The sequence below is a fragment of the Streptomyces sp. NPDC015345 genome (assembly GCF_043078805.1).
GTDB lineage: Bacteria > Actinomycetota > Actinomycetes > Streptomycetales > Streptomycetaceae > Streptomyces.
This window is the reverse complement of sequence record NZ_JBIBTX010000001.1, coordinates 1,058,322-1,080,676: the sequence shown is the minus strand read 5'-3', so window position 1 is coordinate 1,080,676 and position 22,355 is coordinate 1,058,322. Positions and strand designations below refer to the sequence as shown.

Genomic DNA, 22,355 nt, shown 5'->3' with positions numbered 1-22,355 from the left:
CACTCACACCCACGTCCGGGGGCGGAAACGGTTGGCCCGCTCCACCAGTTCGATCCTCTCCTCGCCACCCTGTGCGAGCCGGGCCAGTGTCCGGTACGAACGCTCCAGACCGAACCGGAGACCGCGCTCGTCCAGATCACTGCCGAGCAGCACGGTCCGCGTTCCGGTGGTGGCCGGCGGCGCGGATACGTGACCAGAGTGCCTACCGGAGAGTACCCAGTCGAGCGCCGTCCCCAGAACCTCGGTCGACAGGCGCTCCCTGCGCACCGCGTCAAGACCGAAGCCCGCGAGCGCCTCGATCTGCCCCGCGGCCGCCGTCAGGTCGTCCAGGAACGCCACGCCCGGCACCGCCGCCTGACCCTCCATACGACGACGAAGACGCGCCCGCACCGCCGCGATCCGGGCCGCGGTGTAGTGGATGGACGACTCCGGCACCGACTCCAGGGTGCGCACCGCGCCCGTCCTGTCGTCGGCGGCGAGCCGCACCCTGGCCAGGCCGAAGGCCGCGCTCACATAACTCGGGTCGGTGGCCCACACCAGGCGGTAGTACTCGGCGGCGTTGTCCAGCTGGCCGAGGACCTCCGCGCACACGCCGAGCGCCAGCTTCGGCGCGGCCTCGCCGGGGAACGCGTCGTAGACCGCGTCGAAGGAGAGCGCGGCGCTCTCGAAGTCGCCGGTGACCAGGCCCGCGACGCCCCGGTACCAGACCACACGCCAGTCGTCCGGATGACGCCGCTCCAGGTCGGCCAGGGCCTCGGCGGCGGAGGCGACCTCCCCCATCGCGAGCCGCGCGCGCAGGCCGCGCAGCTGGAGCTCGACGGAGTCGGCGGGCGCCGCCCCGAGCGCGGTGATCAGCTCGGCCGGCGCGGACGCCATCAGACCGGCGAGGAAGCCCGCGTTCGGGTCGTTCGGGTCGACGCGCGGCACTGGCAGGGCGAGCGCGGTCGCCGCGCAGTCCAGGGGCCGCACGATGGCCGTCACCGGGGGCGCGGGCGGCAGTTCACGGCGGGCCCCCGAACCCGCCGGGACGAGCGGCCGCACCCCGAGCCGCGACACCTCGCCCGGCAGCTCCGCGAACAGCTCCGTGTCGGTGACCTTCACCTCGGGCCCGAAGAGCGTGGAGAGTGCGGGGCGCGGCCTGCCCGTCTGGAGCGCCACGACCTCCCGCAGCACGCCCGTGAGCTGCTCGGCCATCTCCTGCGCGGAGGCGAAGCGGCGGGCCGGGTCGGGGTCGGTGGCGCGCACCAGGAGGCGGTAGAACGACTCGTAGCGGCGGAAGACCTCGATGTTGTCGGGGTCGGGCAGGGTGTCCACGAACACGTTCGTATAGCCCTGGAAGTCGAAGGTCAGCACGGCGAGGGTGCGGGCGACCGTGTAGAGATCGGAGGCGACCGAGGGCCCCACCTCGGCGACTTCGGGGGCCTGGTAGCCGACCGTGCCGTAGATCGCGGACTCGTCGTCGTCCATCCTGCGGACGGCGCCCATGTCGATGACCTTGAGCTGGCCCTCGGTCTGGATGGCGTTGTCGACCTTGAAGTCGCAGTACAGCAGATTGCGGCTGTGCAGGTGCCCGAGCGCTTCGAGGGCCTCGATGCCGTACGCGCACGCCTGCTCGACCGGCAGCGGATCGCGTCTGCCGTCGGGCGTGCGGCGGCCGTTGGCGATCTCCTTCAGGGACTTGCCGCCCACGTACTCCATGACGATGTAGCCGTCCATGGAGCCGGTGCGCTGGTCGAGGTGCTCGACGAAGTTGTAGATCCGCACGATGTTGGCGTGCTCGATCTCGGCGAGGAAGCGGCGCTCGGAGATCGCGGCGGCCATCGCGTCCTGGTCGCCCGTGTCGAGCAGGCCCTTGAGGACCACCCAGCGGTCGGAGACAGCCCGGTCGATGGCGAGGTAGACCCAGCCGAGACCGCCGTGCGCCAGGCAGCCCACGACCTCGTACTGGCCGTGCACGATGTCGCCTGGGTTCAGCTTCGGTACGAAGGAGTAGGGGTGGCCGCACTTGGTGCAGAACCCCTCGGTGCGGCCGGGACGGTCCCCGCGCGCGCGGCCCACCGGCGCCCCGCAGTCCGAGCGCGAGCAGAACCGCTTGCGCTCGGGCACCTCGGGGTTCTGCTGCACGGCGCCGCGCGGATCGGGCCGCGGCACGTCCGGCACGGTGACCAGACCGACGCCGAGCCGCCCGCGCCCGGAGGACGACGGCGTCGACCCCGAGCTGCGCACCGACACCGAACGCGACGTCGAGGCGCCCGACAGGGAGCGGGAGAGCCGCCCCGAGACCGACCGGCGCGAGGACTGCGAACGGGACGAGCGGGATGAGCGCGACGAGGCGCGGGACGAGCGTGATGCCGAGCGGGCGCTCGAACTGCCGGAGCCCCGCGCGCCCTTGCCGCCGCCCGTGACACCCGTCGGCGGCGAACTCACCGATCCGTTCGGCGCGACCACCGGGGCGAGACCGCACGTGTCGCAGTAGAGCTCGCCGCCGCCGACATCCTCGTACGACCCCGTGCATCCGGGCCGCTGACACTGCCGTTGGCTCACGCTTCCCCCCTCCGGTCGGTGGGCCCGCCCTGCTGCGGGACCCTCGGCACGAGCACCTCGGCGGCCGCCTGCTGATAGCGCAGCACCGCCTGCTCGGCCACGCGCAGATCACAGGGCGCGCTCCACAGCATCCGGCGCGCCGCGTCGTACCGCTCGACGAGGAGCGGATCCTCGGCGTGGCCGTGCCGGGCGACCTTCGCCTTGTACGCGTCCAGGCGGCCGCGCAGCTCCGCGCGGACCGCGAGGGGTGCCGTGACGGCGGTCAGGGACTCGCGGGCGCGCAGCAGTTCGTCCTCGGCCTTCTCCTCCAGGGACTCCAGGAGCGGGGAGAGGCGGTGCCACTGGGCGTTCCTGCGGTAGTCGGAGGCTTTCGCCAGCTGCTCCTGGAGCGCGGTCGGCGGGCCGCTGACCGCGGGCACCTCGGAGGCGGCGATCTTCGCGAGGACCTCGCCGCGGGCGCTGCGGGCCTCGGCGAGGGTGCGGTCGGCGCGGGAGAGCACGTCGCGCAGCCTGCCGAGGCGGGCCTCCGCGTCCTGGCGGACGGTGAGCACCGCCTCGATCTCGCGGCGCACCTCCTCCAGGGCGCGTGCCTCACGGTCGTACCGGTCGGTGTGCGCGCGGCCGCCGCCGGGTGCGGAACTGCCCTCCGCGCGCTGCCAGAAGGCGAGCGGGTCGCTGATCACCTGCTCGCGCAGGGCGGTCAGGGCGCGCGTGATGCGCTCCAGGTCGTCGCCCGCGGGATGCTCCCCGGGGCGTACGCCGACGGAGTGCGCGAGGTGGCGGGTGCGGGCCAGCTCGGCGGCGAGCAGATCGATGCGGGCGGGCAGCGCCGACCAGACGGCGTCGGCGGCGACGACCATGTCGAGGGAGTGCGCGTACAGGTCGTTCATGCGGGCCACCAGCTTCTCAAGCGTGAACCGCTCGGTGAGCTTGGCGGGGCCGGTGGCCGACGGCGAGTGGCCGGACCCGGCGCCGCCCGCGACGGTCACCGACTCGCCGCGCAGCAGCTCCGTCAGCTCGACCAGGTCGTCACGGCTGAGCCAGCGTCTGCGGGCCCGCAGGTCGTGCGCGGCGCGCAGGGCGCCGGCGTAGGCGTCGAAGTAGGCCCAGAGCAGGGTGATCCGGTGCTCCGTGGCCGCCCAGCGCTCCTGGGTGACGCCGGTGAGCGCGGCACCTTCCAGGAGCCGGCGCCCCGCGTGGTCCTGGAGGGCGAGCAGCGAGGTCTCGATCGCCTCGTGCTCGGCGTCGAGCCGCGCCAGCGCACGGTCCACCTCGTCCCGGTCCATCACCGGACCAGGGGGTCCCGTGACGCTCATCGATCACCTCTCCGCTCTGCGTTGCCGCAACACTTCAGTCGCATCGGGTCAGTTGTCCGCTCCGGGGGTCGCGGCCGTTTTCGCGTCAGTCGCGGTACTCGGCCCGCGGCGGGCCCGACACCTCGCCGAGGCCGCTCTTGAGCCACTTGTCGTAGGACTTCTGCCAGCCGTTCTTCCTGTCCTCGCGGTACTCCTCAAGCACCTTGTTGACCCGGCGCACCAGGTCGTCCGAGCCCTTCTTCATCGCCACGCCGTAGTGCTCGGTGGTGAACGGCTCCTCGCCCTTGAGCTCGACCGTCGGGTCCTGCGCGGCCTGGCTCGCGGCGAGCGCGCTGTCGGTCACCACGGCGTCCACCTCACCGAGCTGGAGCCGGACCAGGCAGTCGAGCTGGTTGGGCACCCTGGTGGAGATGTCGGCGCCGAAGTCCTTCTTCTTTAGCTCCTCCAGGGCGATGGAGCCCGCCGCCGAACAGACCTTCTTGCCCTTGAGGGTTTCGTTGTAGCCCGTGATGTCGGACTTCTTGGGGGCGAGGACCTGCTGGCCCGTCTGGAAGTACCCCGTGGAGAAGTCGACGTCCTTCAGGCGCTCGCAGTTGACCGTCATGGTGCGCACCACCATGTCGACCTGCCCGCTCTTGATGGCCGGGATGCGCTGGTTGGTGGGGATGGCGCGGAAGACCACGGCGTCGCGGTCGCCGAAGATCTCCTCGGCGATCTCGCGCGCGAGGTCGATGTCGAAGCCTTCGAGCTCGCCGCCCTTCTTGTTCGGGTCGCGGTAGCCCCAGCGGTAGCTGTTCTGGTCGACGCCGACGACGAGCTTCTTGACCTCGCGGTTCTTGATGGCGTCGATCGCCGGGCCGTCCTTGCCCGCGGGGCGCAGGCTCCGGTCGTTGCAGTCGTCGGCGTCCGCGCGCGCGGGCGCGGCCACCGTGACGCCGGTGCCGGCGTCGGCCGTCGCCGCGCCGCCGTCCTTGTGCGGCAGGGCCAGCGCGAGCGCACCCGTCAGGGCGCAGGCGACCCCCATCGCACCGACTCCGCCCCAGCCGCGCAGCCTGACCGTGCCACGTCGTGTACGCATCGTCTGCGCGCCCCCTTCCACCTCTGGCCCCATCACCGGTACTCCGAAAGCCTGCGGCCGATGCCGAGTACGGCGCCCGCCGCGCCGAGGACCGCGAGCACGGCGGCGCCGACCGGCAGTCCCGTCATGGCGCCCCTGCCGTCCTCGGCGGCCCGCTTGAACTCCTGCTGCTCGTGCCCGAGGGCGCGGTCCAGGGCCGCGTCCACGTTGTCGAAGCACTCGCCGGTCGGCTGGGCGCCCCGGTCGTTCTTGCCGCCTATGATCTTGTCGAGCGCTCCTTGGTAGTCACCGGAGTCGTCGCTGGAGCGGGCCTGCTTGTGGCGGTCCTTCCAGACGCCCACGTTCTTCGCGGCCTCGGCCACCGGGCGCTCGCCGTCCGGGTCGTCGGCGAGGTCGGCGGCCCTGCCCAGCAGGCCGCTCTCGGCGTCACCGAGCCGCTTCATCTGTGCGCGGTAGGAGACGTCGAACTTGTCCTCGGTCTCGCCCGCCACCTCGGTGGTCTCCGCGCCACGGCTGACCAGCGTGAGGTTCTCGTCGCCCCGCGCCTTCAGCGAGCTGATGCGGGCGTCGTTGAGGACGTTCAGGGACCGCACGCCGTGGTCGTACGAGTCGTTGAGCCCCGAGCGGGCGAAGGTGTGACCGACCACCAGCCAGAGCAGTACGACCGTGGTGGCGGCGGTCGCGGCGAGCAGCCCGTGGTTGAACACCCGGTTCGTGCGGCGGTAGTTGCGGCGCTGCGCCCAGACGAGGGCGGCGAGCGCGAGGACGCCGAGGGAGATGGCGAACCACGGGTAGGGCTTGGCGTTGCCGTAGTCGGAGTTCAGGCGGGCGTTCTCCGCTTTGTAGAGCTTCTCGGCGGCCGGGAGCATCTGCGTCTGCATCTTGTCGTTGGCGTAGCGCAGATAGGCGCCGCCGAGCGGCAGGCCCTGGCGGTTGTTCGCGCGGGCGCGTTCGATCAGGCCCGTGTACTGGGGCAGCAGCTTGTTCAGCTTGCCGACGGCCGTGGCCGAGGAGGAGTCCGAGCCGGCGGCTGCCGCGGCGGTGGCGAGCTTCTGCGAGGCCCGCTCGATGTCGCGCTCGTACCGGTCGCGGACGGCGGCGGGTTCCTGGCCCCCCGCCAGGAAGCCGCTGGACGCCGCGGTGTTGGCGTCCGCCAGGGAGCGGTAGATGGCCGCGGCGTCGGCGCTCAGCGGCTGGCTGCGGCGCAGCACGTCGTCCGCGGCGGTGGAGCGCTCCGTCATCTGCCAGGTGGTGACCGCGCCGAACGCCACGACGAGCAGGGCGAGGACGGCACCGATGATGCGCAGCCTGCCCGGCTCCGTGGTCGCGGCGGCGCGCAGCCGGTCGGTGCCCTCGGCCCAGGCGGTACGGCGCGGCGCGGCGGCGGCGGGCTCGGGCGGCGGCCCCTGCGGCGGCACGGCGGGCATCGTCGGCGTGGGCGGCGCGGGTGCCCCTGGCGGCGCCGCGCTGCCGTTCGGCGGATATGTCACCTTGACCTCGACCTCCCCCTTGGTCATCGGACGGTTCCTCCCGCCCGACGCACGCGGCGCGGGAAGAAGTGCACGGCCGCAAGTATTGCCCCAGGGACTGACATCCGCACAGGCCTTGTCGCGATCTTGCGCGGATCCCTGCCTTTGAACACGTATGGGGGAGAGGTTCGGTTCCCGCCCGCGCACGCGGCGCACGCGGGAACCGCCGCCAGGCGCCGGTGTGCGCCGCCGTGTTGGGCGAGGCCGGCGAGGGCGCGGGCACCCTCGGCGTCAGTCCCGCGTGCCCCCTTCGTAATGGCTTCGTACGCGTGCGTATGTCTCGGAGGGTGCCCCTGCCTGGTCGAGGCCGAGTAGGGTCGCGCCCAGGACCGGGCGGGCTGTGACCACGCGTGGCTGGGCCTTGGGGGCCCGTTCGCAGAGCAACAGGCGGATGCGATCGTCCAGTTGAGGGTGGCGGGCGGCCAGTACGCTGCCGCCGAGCAGTACCGGGGCCTCCTCGTCGAGCAGATCCAGGCGGTCGAGCGCCACGGTCGACATGGCGACGACCTCGTCGGCCATCCGGTCCACCAGCGAGCGCGCCACCGCGTCGCCCGCCGCCGCCGTGGCGAAGAGCACCGGCGTCAACTCATGCCGCCGAGCAGCGGCGATGTGCCCCAGGTGCAGCGCCTCGATCAGCGCGTACATGGACGGCAGGCCGAAGTGCGCGGGCAGCGCCTCCCGAAGTGCGGTCGGGCCGCCGCGGCCGTCCTCGGCGCGCGCCGCGTGCCACAGCGCCTCCTCGGCGAGGCCGCCGCCCCCGCCCCAGTCGCCGGAGATGCGGCCGATCGCGGGGAAGCGGGCGGTGCGTCCGTCGGGCAGCATGCCGACGCAGTTGATGCCCGCGCCGCACACCACGGCGACGCCCCGCGGCTCCGCGTCCTCCAGGAGCCCGGCGCGCAGCACGGCGAAGGTGTCGTTGTAGACCTGCACCGACGTGCCCCAGCCGCGCCGGCGCAGCGCCCGCGCCAACTCCCGCTCCTCCACCGGGAGGTCGGCGTTGGCCAGGCACGCCGACACGTGGCCGACGGTGTCGGCGCCCGCCTGCGCGAGCGCCCGCGTCACCGCCTCCGCCAGCACGTCCACCGCCGGTTCGACACCGATCCGCGGCGGCTGGAACCCGCCGCCGCGGGCCGCGCCGACGACCTGGCCGTCGGCCGCGACCACCGCGACGTCGGTCTTGCTGTTGCCCGCGTCGATCGCGAGCACACTCGTGCCTACGCCCACGCCAGGTGCTCCCGGTTGTGGGCGATGAGGTGGTCGGTGAGCGCCTCCGCGTACGCGTACTGGCCGACCAGCGGGTGGGCGAGCAGCGCCTTGAAGACGCGGTTCCGGCCGCCGTGCAGGGCCGCCTGGAGCGCCAGGTCCTCGTACCCGGTGACATGGGAGATCAGCCCCGAGTACAGCGGGTCGAGCTTCTCCACCTGGAGCGGCTTCGCGCCGGTGCCGTCCACCGTGGCCTGCACCTCGATGACCGCGTCGTCGGGGAGGAACGGCAGCGTGCCGTTGTTGACGGTGTTCACCACCTGGTAGGGGCTGCCGCCGTTGCCGAGCAGCGAAGCCGCCAGGTCCACGGCCGCCTCGGAGTAGAAGGCGCCGCCGCGCTTGGCCAGCAGCTCCGGCTTCTCGTCGAGCGCCGGGTCCCCGTACATCTCCAGCAGCTGCCGTTCCATCGCCGCCACTTCGGCGGCCCGCGACGGCTTGGTCCGCAGCTCCTCCACCACCGCGTCGTGCTGGTAGTAGTAGCGCAGGTAGTACGAGGGCACGACGCCGAGCCGGTCGACGATCTCGCGCGGCATGTGCAGGTCCTCGGCGACCGCGCCCCCGTGCTCGGCCAGCAGCTTGGGCAGCACGTCGTCGCCGCCCGGACCCCCGATGCGTACGCCCGTCTCCCACGTCAGGTGGTTGAGCCCCACGTGATCCAGATGCACCTGCCCCGGCGCGACGTCGAGCAGCTTCGCGAACTTCCGCTGGAAGCCGATCGCCACGTTGCACAGCCCGACCGCCTTGTGCCCGGCCTGGAGCAGCGCCCGCGTCACGATGCCCACCGGGTTGGTGAAGTCGATGATCCAGGCGTTCGGGTTCGTACGCCGTACGCGCTCGGCGATGTCCAGGACGACCGGGACCGTGCGCAGGGCCTTGGCCAGGCCGCCCGCCCCGGTCGTCTCCTGGCCGACGCAGCCGCACTCCAGCGGCCACGTCTCGTCCTGCTGCCGGGCCGCCTGCCCGCCCACGCGCAGCTGGAGGAGGACCGCGTCGGCGTCGGCGACGCCCGCGTCCACGTCGGACGTGGTGACGACGCGCCCCGGATGGCCCTGCTTGGCGAAGATCCGCCGCGCGAGGCCGCCCACGAGTTCGAGCCGGTCCGCGGCCGGGTCGACGAGGACCAGTTCCTCGATCGGCAAGGTGTCCCTCAAACGGGCGAAGCCGTCGATGAGTTCGGGTGTGTAGGTCGACCCTCCGCCGACCACTGCGAGCTTCATTACGTGTCTCAGCCCTTTACTCCGGTGAGGGTGACGCCTTCGACGAAGGCCTTCTGTGCGAAGAAGAAGACGAGGATGACCGGCGCCATGACGAGCAGTGTCGCCGCCATGGTCAGGTTCCAGTTGACGCTGTGGGCGCTCTTGAAGGACTCAAGGCCGTACGAAAGAGTCCACGCGCCGGGGTTCTGGGCCGCGTAGATCTGCGGCCCGAAGTAGTCGTTCCAGCAGTAGAAGAACTGGAAGAGCGCGATGGCGGCGATGCCGGGCTTGGCCATCGGCACCACGATCTTGACCATGGTGCGGAACTCCCCGCAGCCGTCGACCTTCGCCGACTCTATGTACTCCTTGGGAATGGTCAGGAGGAACTGCCGCAGCAGGAAGATCGAGTACGCGTCGCCGAACGCCATCGGGATGATCAGCGGCCACAGCGTGCCCGACAGGTGCAGCTGCTGCGCCCACACCAGGTACATCGGGATCACGATGACCTGCGGCGGCAGCATCATCGTGGAGATGACGAGCATCATCGCGGTGCGCCGGCCGCGGAAGCGGAACTTGGCGAGCGCGTACGCCACGGGGATCGCCGAGCAGACGGTGAGGAGGGTGCCGAGCCCCGCGTACAGGAGCGAATTGCGCCACCAGTCCAGGAAGCCGGGTGTGTCGAACACCGTCCTGTAGTTGGACCAGTGCCAGGAGTCCGGCCACAGCTCGCCGCTCATCGCCTGGGAGTCGCTCATCACCGACGTCAGGAAGACGAAGACGAACGGCAGGACGAACAGCAGCGCGACCGCGATCGCCACACTGTGTACGGCGATCCAGTGCAGGATCCGCTTGCGTCGGGCGCGGGCGGCGGCGGGGCCCCGGAGCGGGGCGGCGGTGCGTTCGGGCGCGGCCGGCGCGCTGAGAGCGGTAGTCGTCATGAGTCCTCAGTCCTCCGCCGAGAGCAGCCCGGAACGCTTGCGCATCAGGAGCATCGTCACGGCCATGGCGATGGCGAAGAGCACGAGCGAGAGCACGCACGCGGCGCCGGTGTTGAAGTTCTGGAAGCCCATCGAGTAGACGAGCTGGGGGACCGTGAGGGTCGAGTGCTCCGGATAGCCGGGCTGGATCACCGAGCCGGGGCCGATGCTGACGCCGGAGGCGACCTTCCCCGCGACCAGGGCCTGCGTGTAGTACTGCATGGTCTGCACGACACCCGTGACCACCGCGAACATCACGATCGGCGTGATCGAGGGCCAGGTGACGTAGCGGAACTTGGCCCACGCCCCGGCGCCGTCCAGCTCCGCGGCCTCGTACTGCTCCTTGGGTACGTCGAGCAGCGCGGCCATGAAGATCACCATCAGGTCGCCGATGCCCCACAGGGAGAGCAGCACCAGCGAGGGCTTGGCGGTGTCCGGGTCGTTGAACCAGTTGGGCCCGGAGATCCCGATCGCGCCGAGGATCTCGTTGACCGGGCCCGTGCCCGGGTTGAGCAGGAAGACGAAGGCGACGGTGGCGGCCACCGGCGGGGCCAGATACGGGATGTAGAAGGCGGTGCGGAAGAACCCGGCGCCCGTCTTGATCTTCGTGATGAGCAGTCCGAGCGAGAGTCCGAAGACCACCCGCAGCGCCACCATGATCACGACCAGCCACAGGGTGTTCCACAGGGCGGGCCCGAAGAGCGGCATCTGGTCGAACACGTACGTCCAGTTCCTGAGGCCCACGAAGGTGGGCTCCTTGATCTGGTTGTAGTGCATGAAGGAGAAGTAGACGGTCGCGATCAGCGGGTACGCGAAGAAGACGCTGAAGCCGACCAGCCAGGGGGAGAGGAAGCCGAGCGTGCGCAGTCTGCGGCGCGCGGGGCGGGAGAGTGTCAGGGAACGTGCCATGGCTCAGGGGTCCTCAGCTCTTCGACTGGAGCGTGTCGGCGTCGATCTGGTCGTCGAGCTTCTTCAGGCCCGCGCGCAGATCTCCCGCGCGCCCGGCTTCGACGGAGTACGCGAAGTCCGCCAGCGAGACGATGTAGGAGCCGCCGTTCGTGGAGGGCGGCAGGGCCTCGCTGTGCTTGTTCTCCAGGATCTCGAAGAAGGTGCGGAACGTCGGATCGGCGTCCAGGCGCGGGGACTTGAGCGCCGCGTACGTGGACGGCACGTTGTGGATTGCGTTGGCGAAGTCCACCACCTGATCGGTGTCGGTGGTCAGGAACTTCACCAGCTCCCACGCCGCGTTCTGGTGCTTGCTGCTGTGCGCGATGCCGGCGACCGTGCCGGTGATGAAGCCGCGTCCGTAGGTGTCCGCCTGGTCGTCGGGGACGGGCAGCGGCGCGACCCCCCAGTCGAAGTCGGCCTTGGCGTCCTTCAGCATGAGCCCGCGCCACTCGCCGTCCAGGTGCATGGCGAGCTTGCCGGTCAGGAAGGCGTTCTGGCTGGACATCTCGTCGCCGAAGGACAGCCGGAACTTCTCCAGGTCGTCGAAGCCGCCCTGCGCGTCGGCGAGCTGTCGGGCGGTCTTCAGGAAGTCGTAGGTCGCCGGTTCCTCGGCGAGCCGCGAATTCCCGTCCGCGTCGAAGTACTTGGGACCCCACTGCGCGAAGAGGCGGTCCGGACTGTTCTGGTAGAGCCGGAAGTTGGGCATGTACCCGACCCGCTCGTACGAGTCCTTGCCGCGGCGCACGGTGAGCTTCTTGGCGACCCGCTCGAACTCGGACATCGTGCGCGGCGGCCGCTCGATGCCGGCCTCTTCGAAGGCGTCCTTGTTGTAGTACATGCCGAAGGCGTCGGCGAGGAGGGGGAGGGCGCACTGATTGCCCTGGTAGCTGGTGTAGTCGAGCAGCGTCTTGGGGAAGACCTCGCGCTTGTCGACGCCGGTCTTCTTCATGAAGGGGTCGAGGTCGACCCACATCCCGGAGTCGCAGTACTGCCCGACGTTGTTGGTGGTGAAGGACGACACCACGTCCGGGGCCTTGTCGCCGCCCGCGCGCAGCGCCTGGTTGACGGTGGTGTCGGTGACGTTCCCGGTGGACTCCACCCTGATGTTGGGGTGCAGCTTCTCGAACCGCTCGATGCTGTCGTCGACGGCCTTGACCTCGCCGGGCGTGGCCCAGCCGTGCCAGAACTTCAGGGTGACCGGCTTGGTCGGGTCGTCGTTCGCGCTGCCGACGCTCGGGTTGGCGCAGCCGGAGAGCAACAGGCCGGCTGCGGCGAGCGCCGCGGACGCGCAGGTGGGCATGCGCCATCGCGGCATGGCGGGCTTCCTTTACGGGGAGGAGGGAGCTACGGGCTGGGGCGGGGCTCAGGCGGTGTCGAAGACCTGGTCCCGGGCCTGGGTGAGGGCGGAGCGGAGGGCGCCGGTGAGGATCGGGTCGCCGTTCAGTTCGCTGATGCGGATCTCCGGGCGGGGCAGCGCGAGCCCGGTCAGCTCCTCCTCGACCCTGGCGCGCAGTTTGTCGCCGCCCGCCTGGGCCACGGAGCCGGAGAGCACGACGAGTTCGGGGTCCACGACGGCGACGACGGCGGCGATGCCGGTGGCGATGCGCCGCGCGACTTCGCCGAGCGTGCCGTCGTCGGCCATGACGTCCGCCAGCGTCCCGCCCGGGCCCCCGAGTTCACGCACGACGTACGCGGAGACGAGGCTTTCGAAGCCGCCGTCACCGCCGCCGTCGCGGTTCTCCTGCGAGCCTCTGCGCACCAGGGGGGCGCCCGGCAGCGGCATGTAGCCGATCTCGCCCGCGCCGCCGGTGGCGCCGCGCAGCAGGGTGCCGCCGAGCACGATGGCGGCGCCGACGCCTTCGTCGAGCCACGTCAGGACGTAGTTGTCGTGGTCCTGGGCGGCGCCTTCGTACTGCTCGGCGACGGCGGCCAGGTTCACGTCGTTCTCGATGTCGACGGGGGTGCCGAGGACGGCGGCGAGGTCGTCGCGCAGCGTCCGCGAGTGCCAGCCCGGCAGGTGCGGGGCGTAGCGCAGCTGGCCGGTGCGCGGGTCGATGGCGCCGGGGGTGCCGATGACGGCGGCCCGCAGGTCGTCGTGGCCGAGGCCCGCCTGGCGCAGCGCTCCGTCGACGGCCTCCGCGACGAGCTGGGCGGTGCGGTGGCGCACGTCCTCGGCGACGCGCCCGTCGGAGTCCGCCTCGACCCGCTCGGTGCCGAGGACGGTGCCGGTGATGTCGGCGACGAGGGCGGTGATGCCGGTCGGGTCGGCGGACAGCGCCGCGACGTGCCCGGCGCCGGGGTCGATCTCGTACAGCAGGGCGTTGGGCCCCGGCCGCCCGCTGAGGCTGCCGGTGGTGTGCACGAGCCCGGCGGCTTCGAGCCGCCCGAGGAGCTGCGAGGTGGTCGGCTTGGACAGGCCCGTCAGCTCACCGATGCGGGTGCGGGTGAGGGGGCCGTGGGCGACCAGCAGGTCCAGGACGGCGCGGTCGTTCATGGCGCGCAGGACGCGCGGCGTACCCGGGGTTCCCGGCGTGCTGCCTCCCGCTGCCATGACGGCACCTGCCCTTCCGTGGCCACTAACTGTTAGGAAACTTTCCAATTGGTGAGGACCGTACGGCTGGCGTGAACAGGCCGTCAATAGAAGAGGCCCCCGCGGCAACCAAGTCGTTACCTGCGGGGGCGGGGTGTTGCACGGTGTGTTCGCGGGCGCTACTCCTCCACGAGGAACGCCGTGTCGAGCTTCGGGTAGGGCTCGGGGAGCGGCAGCGGGTGGCCCAGCTCGACCTCGACCTTGGTGGCGTAGTGGGCCTTGGCGGGGTCCTCCTCCTGGACCGGGTCGGAGTAGGCGTACGCCTTGCCGTCCTGGCGGTGGAACAGGACGTAGACGGGGACGCCCGCGGCGGCGTAGGTGCGGTACTTCGGGCCGGTGTCGGTCTCGTGGTTGCTGGAGGTGACCTCGCCCACAAGAGCGAGCAGCTCAGCGGAGTACCAGCCCAGGTGAGCCTCGCGGGACGTCTCGTCGAGCTCCGTGGGCCTGCGGCGGCGCACATAGAAGTCGGGGGCGACCAGAGCCGTGGTGGGGCCGCCCCTGGGGCCGACACGGTAGCCATTGCCCATGCCGACCAGGCGGACGCCGGCCAAGCGCAGTTGGAAGCAGAACTCGAAGGCCACGTCGTTGTGCTCGTCGTCGGCCTGTGGTGGCACGATGCCCATCCCCTCGAAGTACTCGGGACGAATCGGCACCTCGGATGCCTCTTCGAACGCGATCAGTAGATCGATGGGGTCCTGCTGCGGCAGCATGCTCGGCTCCGTGATGGGATCGGAGCTCATCGCAGGCCCTCCCTGTCGCTGATGCCAGGCTACGCCCGTTCCGGGTGCCCCAGCGGGAGCATGGCGGCGCCCAGCGGGCGCCCGGGGAAGGTCATGCGCGGTTCACCCGGACGGGGGACCGCCGGGTCTACTTCGACAGGTGCGGCGGGGGCGGCGGTATCGGGGAGGCCGCCAGGGACTGCGGGGAGGTCGTCGAGGCGTACGCGGAGGGGGCCGCCATGCCCGCTGACGGGTCCGCGGCCGCGGCGTCCTCTCCCGGCTGGAGCGGCAGGCCGCCCACGATGCGGATGCCCGCCTCGTCGAAGGCCCGCTTGATGCGCCAGCGCAGCTCACGCTCGACGCCCAGGGACTTGCCCGGCATCGTCTTCGCCGAGACACGGATCACCATGGAGTCCAGGAGGACGCTGTCCAGGCCGAGGATCTCCACCGGGCCCCACAGGCGCTCGTTCCACGGCTCGTCCTTGGCCATGGTCTCGCCGACCTCCGCCAGGGTCGCCTTCACCTTGTCGAGGTCCTCGTCCGGGCGGACCGTGACGTCGACGCCCGCCGTGGACCAGCCCTGCGAGAGGTTGCCGATGCGCTTGACCTCGCCGTTGCGGACGTACCAGATCTCGCCGTTGTCACCCCGCAGCTTGGTCACGCGCAGGCCCACCTCGATCACCTCGCCGGAGGCGACGCCCGCGTCGATCGTGTCGCCCACCCCGTACTGGTCCTCCAGGATCATGAAGACACCGGAGAGGAAGTCCGTGACGAGGTTGCGGGCGCCGAAACCGATCGCCACGCCCGCCACACCCGCCGAGGCGAGCAGCGGGGCGAGGTTGATCTCGAAGGCGCCGAGGATCATCAGGGCCGCGGTGCCGAGGATCAGGAACGACGCCACCGAGCGGAGCACGGACCCGATGGCCTGCGAGCGCTGGCGGCGGCGCTCCACGTTCACGAGGAGGCCGCCGAGCGCCGTGCCGTCCACGGCGTTCGCGGTGCGGTTCATGCGGTCTATGAGCTTGGTGATGGCACGCCGGACCAGGATGCGCAGGACGACCGCGATCGTGACGATCAGCACGATGCGCAGGCCGATGCCGAGCCACGTGGACCAGTTCTGCTCGACCCAGCTCGCCGCGTTCGTGGCGCTCTCCTGGGCGTCCTCGAACGTGGGCGGCTTCGGCGTCGACGTGTCGTCCGGGTCCGTTCCGGCTGCCGACAGGACGGACAAGAACACGGCAGGTACCTCCAGGTATCGCGGCCTGCCCGGCGGACGAGAAGTCAAGGGGGAAGCGGGCAGACACACCACACTAACGGGGCATTGTGTGTGGATCGTTGTCATGTTCGAGGGAGAGACGGGGCTCACCTGGGCAAGAAGCAGGTGACGTGCCGGTGGCATGTCGCTGTGGTCGAAAACACTTCGAGCCCGTTACCGGTACATGCTGGCGCTTCGACCAGGCATGAGGGGAGACTGTCCACAGATCGTCCCGGCGCGAGCCACGCGCCGCCGGCGTTATAGGAGGCATCCGTGCCGCACGTCCTGGTCCTCAACGCGTCGTACGAGCCCCTCGGCGTCGTACCGCTCCGCCGCGCGCTCGTCCTCGTCCTGGAGAACAAGGCTCTCTGCCTCGAGGAATCCGGCGCCTTCATGCACAGTGCGACTCGCACCGTCCCCGCACCCAGCGTGGTCCGCCTCAAGCGGTTCGTCCGGGTCCCTTATCGGGGGCCCGTTCCTCTGACCAGGCGGGCGCTGTTCGCCCGCGACGGCGGTCGGTGCATGTACTGCGGTGGCGTCGCAACCAGCGTCGACCACGTCGTTCCCAAGAGCCGGGGCGGACAGCACGCCTGGGAGAACGTGGTGGCCGCCTGCCGCCGCTGCAACCACGTCAAGGCCGACCGGCACCTCATGGAGCTCGGCTGGCGGCTGCGGCACAAGCCCGCGCCGCCCTCGGGCCTCGCGTGGCGCATCATCGGGACCGGACACAGGGATCCGCGCTGGCTGCCGTACTTGCAGCCGTTCGGCGCGGACGACGCGATGGCCCGGATCGATGGCATTTCCGCCTAGGAAACGATCCGGGCCTTCGTCGTAGGTGGGGCGTTCGCCGCGCGGTGCGCTAGGGCCTGTCTGACAATTCGCGTCGTCGCCCGGAGGGCGGCCTCGCGGCGTCAGGTGCGTGCTCTCGGCGTGCCGGGCGTAGGGCCTCGTACTGGATGTACTTGGCTCTGCGCCCGGTGCGGCGAGAGTGCGTGCATGGCGTCGCGAGGCAGGCGGGAATTGTCAGACAGGCCCTAGCCGCGCGGCCGCTGCCCGTCCGCGACCGCGTACGCCTCGACCGACCAGAGCGAGCAGCCGAAGCGGGTGGCGCGCTTGTCGCCCTGGATACGGAGGTAGCGCGTCCCGGGCTCGTCCATGCGGATCGCCTCGCGCCCGCCCCTGCCGTCCCGCACGGTCGCGGCCGTGCGCCACGTCCTGCCGTCCGCCGACGTCTGCACGCGGTACTCCGCCGCGTACGCGTCCTGCCAGCGCAGCACGACCTGGCCGAGCCGCACCGGCTCCGCCAGCTCCGCCTGCCACCACGCGCCGTCCTCGGCGGGCGAGGACCAGCGGGTCGACGGATCGCCGTCGTTCGCGGCCGACGCCGGGAAGTCCTTGGTCTCGTCGCCCGACGACGAGGCCTTCGCGCCGCGCGCCAGGTCCGGGCCCGACGTGCGCGGATAGGCGCGTACCAGGACCGTGCGCGTCTCGTCCCCGAAGGACACCGGGATCTCGTACGTCCCCGCCCGCGTGCCCGCGGCGACGCTGATCCCGACCGGCACCTCCACCTCCGTGCCGCGCGGCAGCGTGGTCCGCGCCGGCACCCGCACCTCGATGCCCTTCGGCGCCTTGGCCTCGACCTGCCCGCGCAGGCTGCCGGGCCGCAGGGAGCGCAGCTTCGCCGTGACCTCGCGGGGCTCCCCGCCGATCTCCGCGTCGGCCTCGGTGCGGGCCAGCGAGAGCCGGGCCTCGGGGGCGTCGGCGTACCAGGGGACGACATGGCGCACCGTACCCGTGCCGTCGGTGAGGGAGACGCGGACGGCGTCGGCGCGTACGCCCTCGCCGTGCTTCTTCGCGTCCCCGTCCTCGCCGGGTTTCTTCGCGCCCTCACCCTCGACCGCCCGGGTGAGGTCCAGTTCGGTGAAGCCGCTCCTGGCGAGGGACCCGACGCGCCGCCAGCCCTTCCCGGGCACGTGCACCTCGACGCTGCCCTTGGCGCCCGGGTCGGTCAGCGCCGTCACCGCCGCGAGCGGACGCTCACGGCCGAACCTCGCCGTCGCGCCGTCCGATGCCCGCCCGCCGTCGAGCCCCGCCCAGGACGCGTACGCCTTCCGGGCCCGCGTCAGGAACGGGTCGAGGACGCCCTCGCCGACGGTGACGCCATTGGCCCGCAGCTCCTTGCCGAGCTTCGTCAGCTCGCGCGAGGCACGCCAGGCGCCCGCGCCGTCACCGTGCGCCTGCGCGCGCAGCATGTCCACGGCCGCCTCACCGGCCTCGCCGTACAGCGCCAGCTTCTCGATCCACGGGCGCACCTCGCCGTCGAGCGCGCTGCCCGCGAGCCGCCGCGGCGCCTCGCGCATCACACCGAACGCCGCGCGCAGCCGCCGGGCGGAGGAGTCGATGCGGGCGCGGTCCGTCGTCGTGCGCGCACGCCAGAAGTCGTCCATCAGGGGCCGCAGGTACGCCGACTCGTCGGCGCCGAGCACGGAGGAGGCGTCGTTGCCCGCCAGCGCCCGCAGCGCGCCCCGCGCCTTCACGTCACCGCCCGCGAGGTCGTCGATCGCGGCGAGCCACGACTCGTGCGGGCGGTACGCGCGGGGGTTCCAGGCGTAGTCCGCGGCAGTGAAGAGCGGGATGCGGGAGGCGGCGGGCTGCTCCATGGCGTTGCCGAGGAGGGCGGCCGAGCCGGTGGCGACGGCGGGCTGGCGGCCGGTGTAGGGGCCGAGGAAGATACGGTCCTGCGCGAAGTCGTTGACCGGGTAGTTGTCCATCGTGACCAGCGGGTGCGGGCCGAACGCCTCGCGGGCGCCCGCCAGTTCGCGCCCCGTGATGGTCTTGGGGACCACGCCGACGCCGGTCCAGGCCACCTGCACCCGGTGGTCAAGGCCGGCCGAGAGGGCCGCGCGATACGCGGTCGTGCCGTCCTGGAAGTACTCGGTCGGCATCAGGGAGAGCGGCTCGGCGCCCCGGTGGCGCCCGGCCAGGTGCGCGGCGACGGCGTTGGCCACCCTGGCCTGTGCCTTCGCGGCGGCCTTAGGGCCCCTGCCGAACGTCTCGGCGTCCCGCTCGCAGTGCCACTCGCTGTAGCTGACGTCCTGGAACTGGAGCTGGAAGGCCCGCACCCCGAGCGCCCACATCGCGTCGATCTTGCGGGTGAGGTCCCTGAGGTCCCGGTCGGACGACATGCACATCGCCTGGCCGGGGGAGACGGCCCAGGCCAGCGTGACGTGGTTGGCCTTGGCGCGGGCGGCGAGGGCCCGGAAGTCCGCGCGCTGGTCCGCCGGGTAGGGCTCGCGCCAGCGGGCCTGGCGGTAGAGGTCGTCGCCGGGGGCGTAGAGGTAGCGGTTCTGCTTGGTGCGGCCCATGAAGTCGAGCTGGGCCAGGCGCTGCTCGCGGGTCCAGGGGGTGCCGTAGAACCCCTCGGTCAGTCCGCGCACGGCGGTGCCGGGCCAGTCGCGGATCCGGACGCCGGGCAGGGTGCGGGCGCCCTTCGCCGGGCCCGCCCCGCCGGTGAGCTGCCGCAGGGTCTGCACCCCGTGGAAGAGGCCGTCCTCGCCGGCTCCCGCGAGGGCGACGGTGTCGCGCCCGTCGACGCGGCCGACGGCCAGGCGGTACCCGCCCGACGGCAGGTCGCCGCGCTCACCGGCGCCGAGGACGCGCAGGGCCCGCTCGGCGCCGGGACCGCCGACGCGCACGACGAGGGCGCCGCCCGTGGGCAGCGGCTCGCCTTCGCGCACCTCGGTGACACGGCGGGCACCGGCGTCGTGCAGTACTTCGCGGAGCGCTTCGAGGGCGTACGGGTCGAAGGCGTCGCCGGAGTCCTCGCCGAGCGTGCCGCTCCGGTCGCCCCGGCCGCCTCGGCCGTCGTGGGCCGGTGTCACGAGGACGACGTCGTCCCTCACGGTGACGGCGTTCCCGGCGGAGTCCATCGACTGGGGGCGCGGCCAGACGGACGGCAGCGCGGCGCCGCTCCCACGGTCACCGGAGCCGATGCCGTCGCTGCCACTGTCCGGGGAGGTGGCCGGAGCGCTGGGCCCGCCCGGGCCCGGGGCCGCCATGGCGCCGGGCGCACCGCCGAGCGCACCCGCGATGACGGCTGCCGCGATGGCGACCGCGCCCTTCCTGCGCCGCACCTGCACGCCCACTCCTCGTTCTCGCCTCGTTCCGCTGGGGGCCCTGACGTCACGTGTGCAGTGAGCCCACCACTGAGGTGCCGGGGGTGTCAACGGAAGTGAGGAAGAGGTGGGGGATTCTTCGCGGAACATGCGCGGACCACGGGGCTCCGGGCCCTTCGCGCGACCTCCCGCGAAGCAACTCCCGCACGGGAGAAGCAATTGTGACCAGGGTCACGTTGATGCACGCTATACGTCTGCGGCCCCGCGCAGTGGGTAGGGCTGCCGTGACCTGCCCCCTGATTAGGAGCCCCCACGTGGCCGCTTCCGCGAATCTTCTGCTCTCCGCCCTCTCCAAACAGGTCCCCGCCCCCGACACGCATCTGGTCTCCGCCCCCGGCACGCATCTCATCTCCGGTCCCCACTCGCGCCGGCTCTCCGGCCTCGGCGCGCGCCAGGCCGCCGGCCCGGACACGCGCCAGGTCTCCGGCCCCGACTCGGGCCTCGACGGCTCCTCCTCCTGCACCTGCCTGGAGCCGCCGCTCACCAGCGAGCCCCCGCTCGCCGACGCCGCGCCGCTCACCAGCGAGCCGCCCCTCGCCGACGCCGCCCCCCTCACCAGCGAGCCCACCGCCACCGGTATGGCCTCGGGCCTGGACCCCATGGGGGTCTGATGGCCCTTTCCCGGCTGGCCGCCTCGTACGGGGTGGCCACCTCCTACTCCCCGTCCCCCGGGCGCACCGTCCCCGTCAGCGACGCCGCGGTCGTCGCGGCCCTCGCCGCGCTCGGTGTGGACGCGAGCGGCCCCGAGGCGATCCGCGCCGCCCTCGCCGCGCGCGAGGCGCACCTGGCCGAACGCCTGCTCCCGCCGACGGTGGTCGCCTGGACGGACGAACCCCTGTCCGAGGCCGCACCCCTCGCGGGGCTGCCGCGGGGGACACGGGTGCGGGTGGAGGCCGAGCGGGGCGAGGTGATCGAGTGGACGGCGCCTCCGGCGGACGCTGCCGCCCCCGCGCCCGAAGGCCCGGCAGGGCTGCCGCCCGGCGTGCACCGGCTTCTCGTACGGAGCCCCGACGGGCGCCGCGCCGAGGCCCACCTCATCGCCGCCCCCCGCCGGATCAAGACCCCGCCGCGCCGTACGCACGGGCTGCTGGTGCAGCTGTACTCCCTGCTGTCCCGCGACTCCTGGGGCATGGGCGACCTCGGCGACCTGGCCGAGCTCGCCGCCTGGTCCGGCCACGCCCTGAACGCCGGGTTCGTGCAGGTGAACCCGTTGCACGCCGCCGTGCCGAGCCCGCCCGAAGGCCCGGGCGGCGACCCGTCCCCGTACCGCCCCTCCTCCCGCCGCTTCCCCGACCCGGTACACCTGCGGGTCGAGGCCGTCCCGGAGTTCGCCCGGCTGACGGGGGACGCCCGCGACCGCGCCGACGCCCTGCGCCGCCGTGCCGGGGCGCTGCGCGAAGGGGTCCTGCGCGAGGGCCGGTTGATCGACCGGGACGAGGTCTGGGCCCTCAAGCGCGAAGCCCTCGAACTGCTCCACGAGGTGCCCCTCGGCCCCGGCCGCCGTGCCGACTACCACGCCTTCCTCGCCGAACAGGGCGCCGCTCTTGAGGACCACGCCACCTGGTACGCCCTCGCCGAGGTCCACGGCCCCGACTGGCACTCCTGGCCGGCGGCCCTGCGCGACCCGTCCTCGCCCGCGACCGTCCGGGCCCGGCGCGAGCTGATGGACCGCGTCGACTTCCACTGCCGCCTCGCCTGGCTCACCGACGCCCAGCTGTCCGCCGCCCAGCGCACCGCCCGCGACGCGGGCATGGACATCGGCCTGGTGCACGACCTCGCGGTCGGCGTGCACCCGGGCGGTGCTGACGCCTGGGCCCAGCAGGACCACTTCGCGCCGCGCATGACGGTCGGGGCCCCGCCGGACGCGTTCAACGCGCGCGGCCAGGACTGGGGCCTGCCGCCCTGGCGCCCGGACCGCCTCGCGGAGTCCGGTTACGCCCCTTACCGCGCCCTCGTACGCGGACTGCTGCGGCACGCGGGGGCCCTGCGCATCGACCACGTCATGGGTCTGTTCCGCCTCTGGTGGGTGCCCGAAGGCCGCGAGCCCACCGAGGGGACGTACGTCCACTACGACGCCGAGGCGATGCTCGCCGTCCTCGCCCTGGAGGCGGACCGCGCGGACGCGCTCGTCATCGGCGAGGACCTCGGCACCGTCGAGCCGGGCGTGCGCGAGACGCTGCGCGAGCACGGCGTGCTCGGCACCTCGGTGCTCTGGTTCGAACGGGACTGGGCGGGCACCGGCCGCCCGCTGCCCGCCGAGGCGTGGCGCACCGACTGCGTGGCCACCGCCACCACGCACGACCTGCCGCCGACCGCCGCCCGCCTCACCGGCGAGCACGTGCAACTCCGCCACGAACTCGGCCTGCTGACCCGCCCCCTGGCCGAGGAGCGGGCCGAGGCCGCCCTCGACGTGCGCGAGTGGCTCGGCCTGCTCTGCCGGTTCGGGATGCTGCCCGGCGGGACGGGCTGCGAGGAGGACGAGATCCGCGCCCTGCACCGCTTCCTGCTCGCCACCCCGGCCCGCATGATCGGCGTCTGGCTGCCGGACGCGGTCGGCGACCGCCGCCCGCAGAACCTCCCCGGCACCTGGGACCAGTACCCCAACTGGCGGCTGCCGGTCGCCGACGCCACCGGACGCCCCGTCACCCTGGAGGAGCTGGCCGCCTCGCCGCGCCTGCACGCGTTCATGGCCGTCTTCCGGGAGGGCGCGGAGAGCGATGACACGGCGCGTACGGCACCCCCGGGCGCGCGCCCCGTTTAGGAGT

At 72.5% G+C, this 22,355-nt stretch carries 16 protein-coding genes; 3 read left to right on the top strand and 13 right to left on the bottom strand.

What is annotated here, in order from left to right:
- Positions 1-3: 3 nt before the first annotated feature.
- The 12 genes from ACF062_RS04870 to ACF062_RS04815 form a co-directional block, all read right to left on the bottom strand.
- Positions 4-2,544, bottom strand: coding sequence for a tetratricopeptide repeat protein (locus ACF062_RS04870; protein WP_392135703.1), 2,541 nt, complete (start codon positions 2,542-2,544; stop codon positions 4-6).
- The gene (locus ACF062_RS04865; RefSeq protein WP_392135700.1) at positions 2,541-3,860 is read right to left on the bottom strand and encodes a hypothetical protein; all 1,320 of its coding nucleotides are present in this window, start codon (positions 3,858-3,860) and stop codon (positions 2,541-2,543) included. Before ACF062_RS04865 ends, ACF062_RS04870 begins: the two co-directional genes overlap by 4 nt.
- Positions 3,861-3,945: 85 nt before the next feature.
- Positions 3,946-4,938, bottom strand: a complete 993-nt coding sequence (locus ACF062_RS04860; RefSeq protein ID WP_392135697.1) for a glutamate ABC transporter substrate-binding protein — start codon at positions 4,936-4,938, stop codon at positions 3,946-3,948.
- A gap of 32 nt (positions 4,939-4,970) precedes the next feature.
- Positions 4,971-6,428 (bottom strand): hypothetical protein, encoded by a 1,458-nt coding sequence (locus ACF062_RS04855; RefSeq protein ID WP_392136528.1) that lies wholly within the window; start codon positions 6,426-6,428, stop codon positions 4,971-4,973.
- 270 nt (positions 6,429-6,698) lie between these two features.
- Entirely contained in the window at positions 6,699-7,691 is a 993-nt protein-coding gene (locus ACF062_RS04850) for an N-acetylglucosamine kinase (protein WP_392135694.1), read from the bottom strand.
- Positions 7,682-8,947 carry a 6-phospho-beta-glucosidase gene (locus ACF062_RS04845; protein WP_392135691.1) on the bottom strand — a complete coding sequence of 422 codons (1,266 nt, stop codon included), beginning with the start codon at positions 8,945-8,947 and terminating at the stop codon, positions 7,682-7,684. The genes ACF062_RS04850 and ACF062_RS04845 overlap by 10 nt, the downstream gene beginning before the upstream one ends.
- Before the next feature lie 8 nt (positions 8,948-8,955).
- The gene (locus ACF062_RS04840) at positions 8,956-9,864 is read right to left on the bottom strand and encodes a carbohydrate ABC transporter permease (RefSeq protein ID WP_392135688.1); all 909 of its coding nucleotides are present in this window, start codon (positions 9,862-9,864) and stop codon (positions 8,956-8,958) included.
- Positions 9,865-9,870: 6 nt separating this feature from the next.
- Complete coding sequence (locus ACF062_RS04835) at positions 9,871-10,812, bottom strand: carbohydrate ABC transporter permease (RefSeq protein WP_392135686.1); 942 nt, start codon at positions 10,810-10,812, stop codon at positions 9,871-9,873.
- Between the two features lie 13 nt (positions 10,813-10,825).
- Positions 10,826-12,166, bottom strand: a complete 1,341-nt coding sequence (locus ACF062_RS04830) for an ABC transporter substrate-binding protein (RefSeq protein WP_392135683.1) — start codon at positions 12,164-12,166, stop codon at positions 10,826-10,828.
- A gap of 48 nt (positions 12,167-12,214) precedes the next feature.
- Complete coding sequence (locus ACF062_RS04825; protein ID WP_392135680.1) at positions 12,215-13,402, bottom strand: ROK family protein; 1,188 nt, start codon at positions 13,400-13,402, stop codon at positions 12,215-12,217.
- Positions 13,403-13,560: 158 nt separating this feature from the next.
- On the bottom strand, positions 13,561-14,181 hold the full coding sequence (locus tag ACF062_RS04820; protein ID WP_392135678.1) for a Uma2 family endonuclease: 621 nt from the start codon (positions 14,179-14,181) through the stop codon (positions 13,561-13,563).
- A gap of 127 nt (positions 14,182-14,308) precedes the next feature.
- Positions 14,309-15,397 (bottom strand): mechanosensitive ion channel family protein, encoded by a 1,089-nt coding sequence (locus ACF062_RS04815; protein WP_392135675.1) that lies wholly within the window; start codon positions 15,395-15,397, stop codon positions 14,309-14,311.
- A 291-nt stretch (positions 15,398-15,688) separates the two neighbouring features.
- Between ACF062_RS04815 and ACF062_RS04810 the strand changes: the two genes are divergently transcribed.
- The gene (locus ACF062_RS04810; protein ID WP_205039954.1) at positions 15,689-16,225 is read left to right on the top strand and encodes an HNH endonuclease; all 537 of its coding nucleotides are present in this window, start codon (positions 15,689-15,691) and stop codon (positions 16,223-16,225) included.
- 224 nt (positions 16,226-16,449) lie between these two features.
- Here the strand turns inward: ACF062_RS04810 and ACF062_RS04805 are convergent, their stop codons facing one another.
- Positions 16,450-19,554 (bottom strand): beta-N-acetylglucosaminidase domain-containing protein, encoded by a 3,105-nt coding sequence (locus ACF062_RS04805; protein WP_392135672.1) that lies wholly within the window; start codon positions 19,552-19,554, stop codon positions 16,450-16,452.
- Between the two features lie 290 nt (positions 19,555-19,844).
- Here ACF062_RS04805 and ACF062_RS04800 point away from each other — a divergent pair, with 290 nt between their 5' ends.
- Together ACF062_RS04800 and malQ are read left to right on the top strand one after the other, a co-directional pair.
- Complete coding sequence (locus ACF062_RS04800) at positions 19,845-20,201, top strand: hypothetical protein (RefSeq protein ID WP_392135669.1); 357 nt, start codon at positions 19,845-19,847, stop codon at positions 20,199-20,201.
- Complete coding sequence (malQ, locus tag ACF062_RS04795; RefSeq protein WP_392135666.1) at positions 20,201-22,351, top strand: 4-alpha-glucanotransferase; 2,151 nt, start codon at positions 20,201-20,203, stop codon at positions 22,349-22,351. The genes ACF062_RS04800 and malQ overlap by 1 nt, the downstream gene beginning before the upstream one ends.
- Positions 22,352-22,355 lie beyond the last annotated feature (4 nt).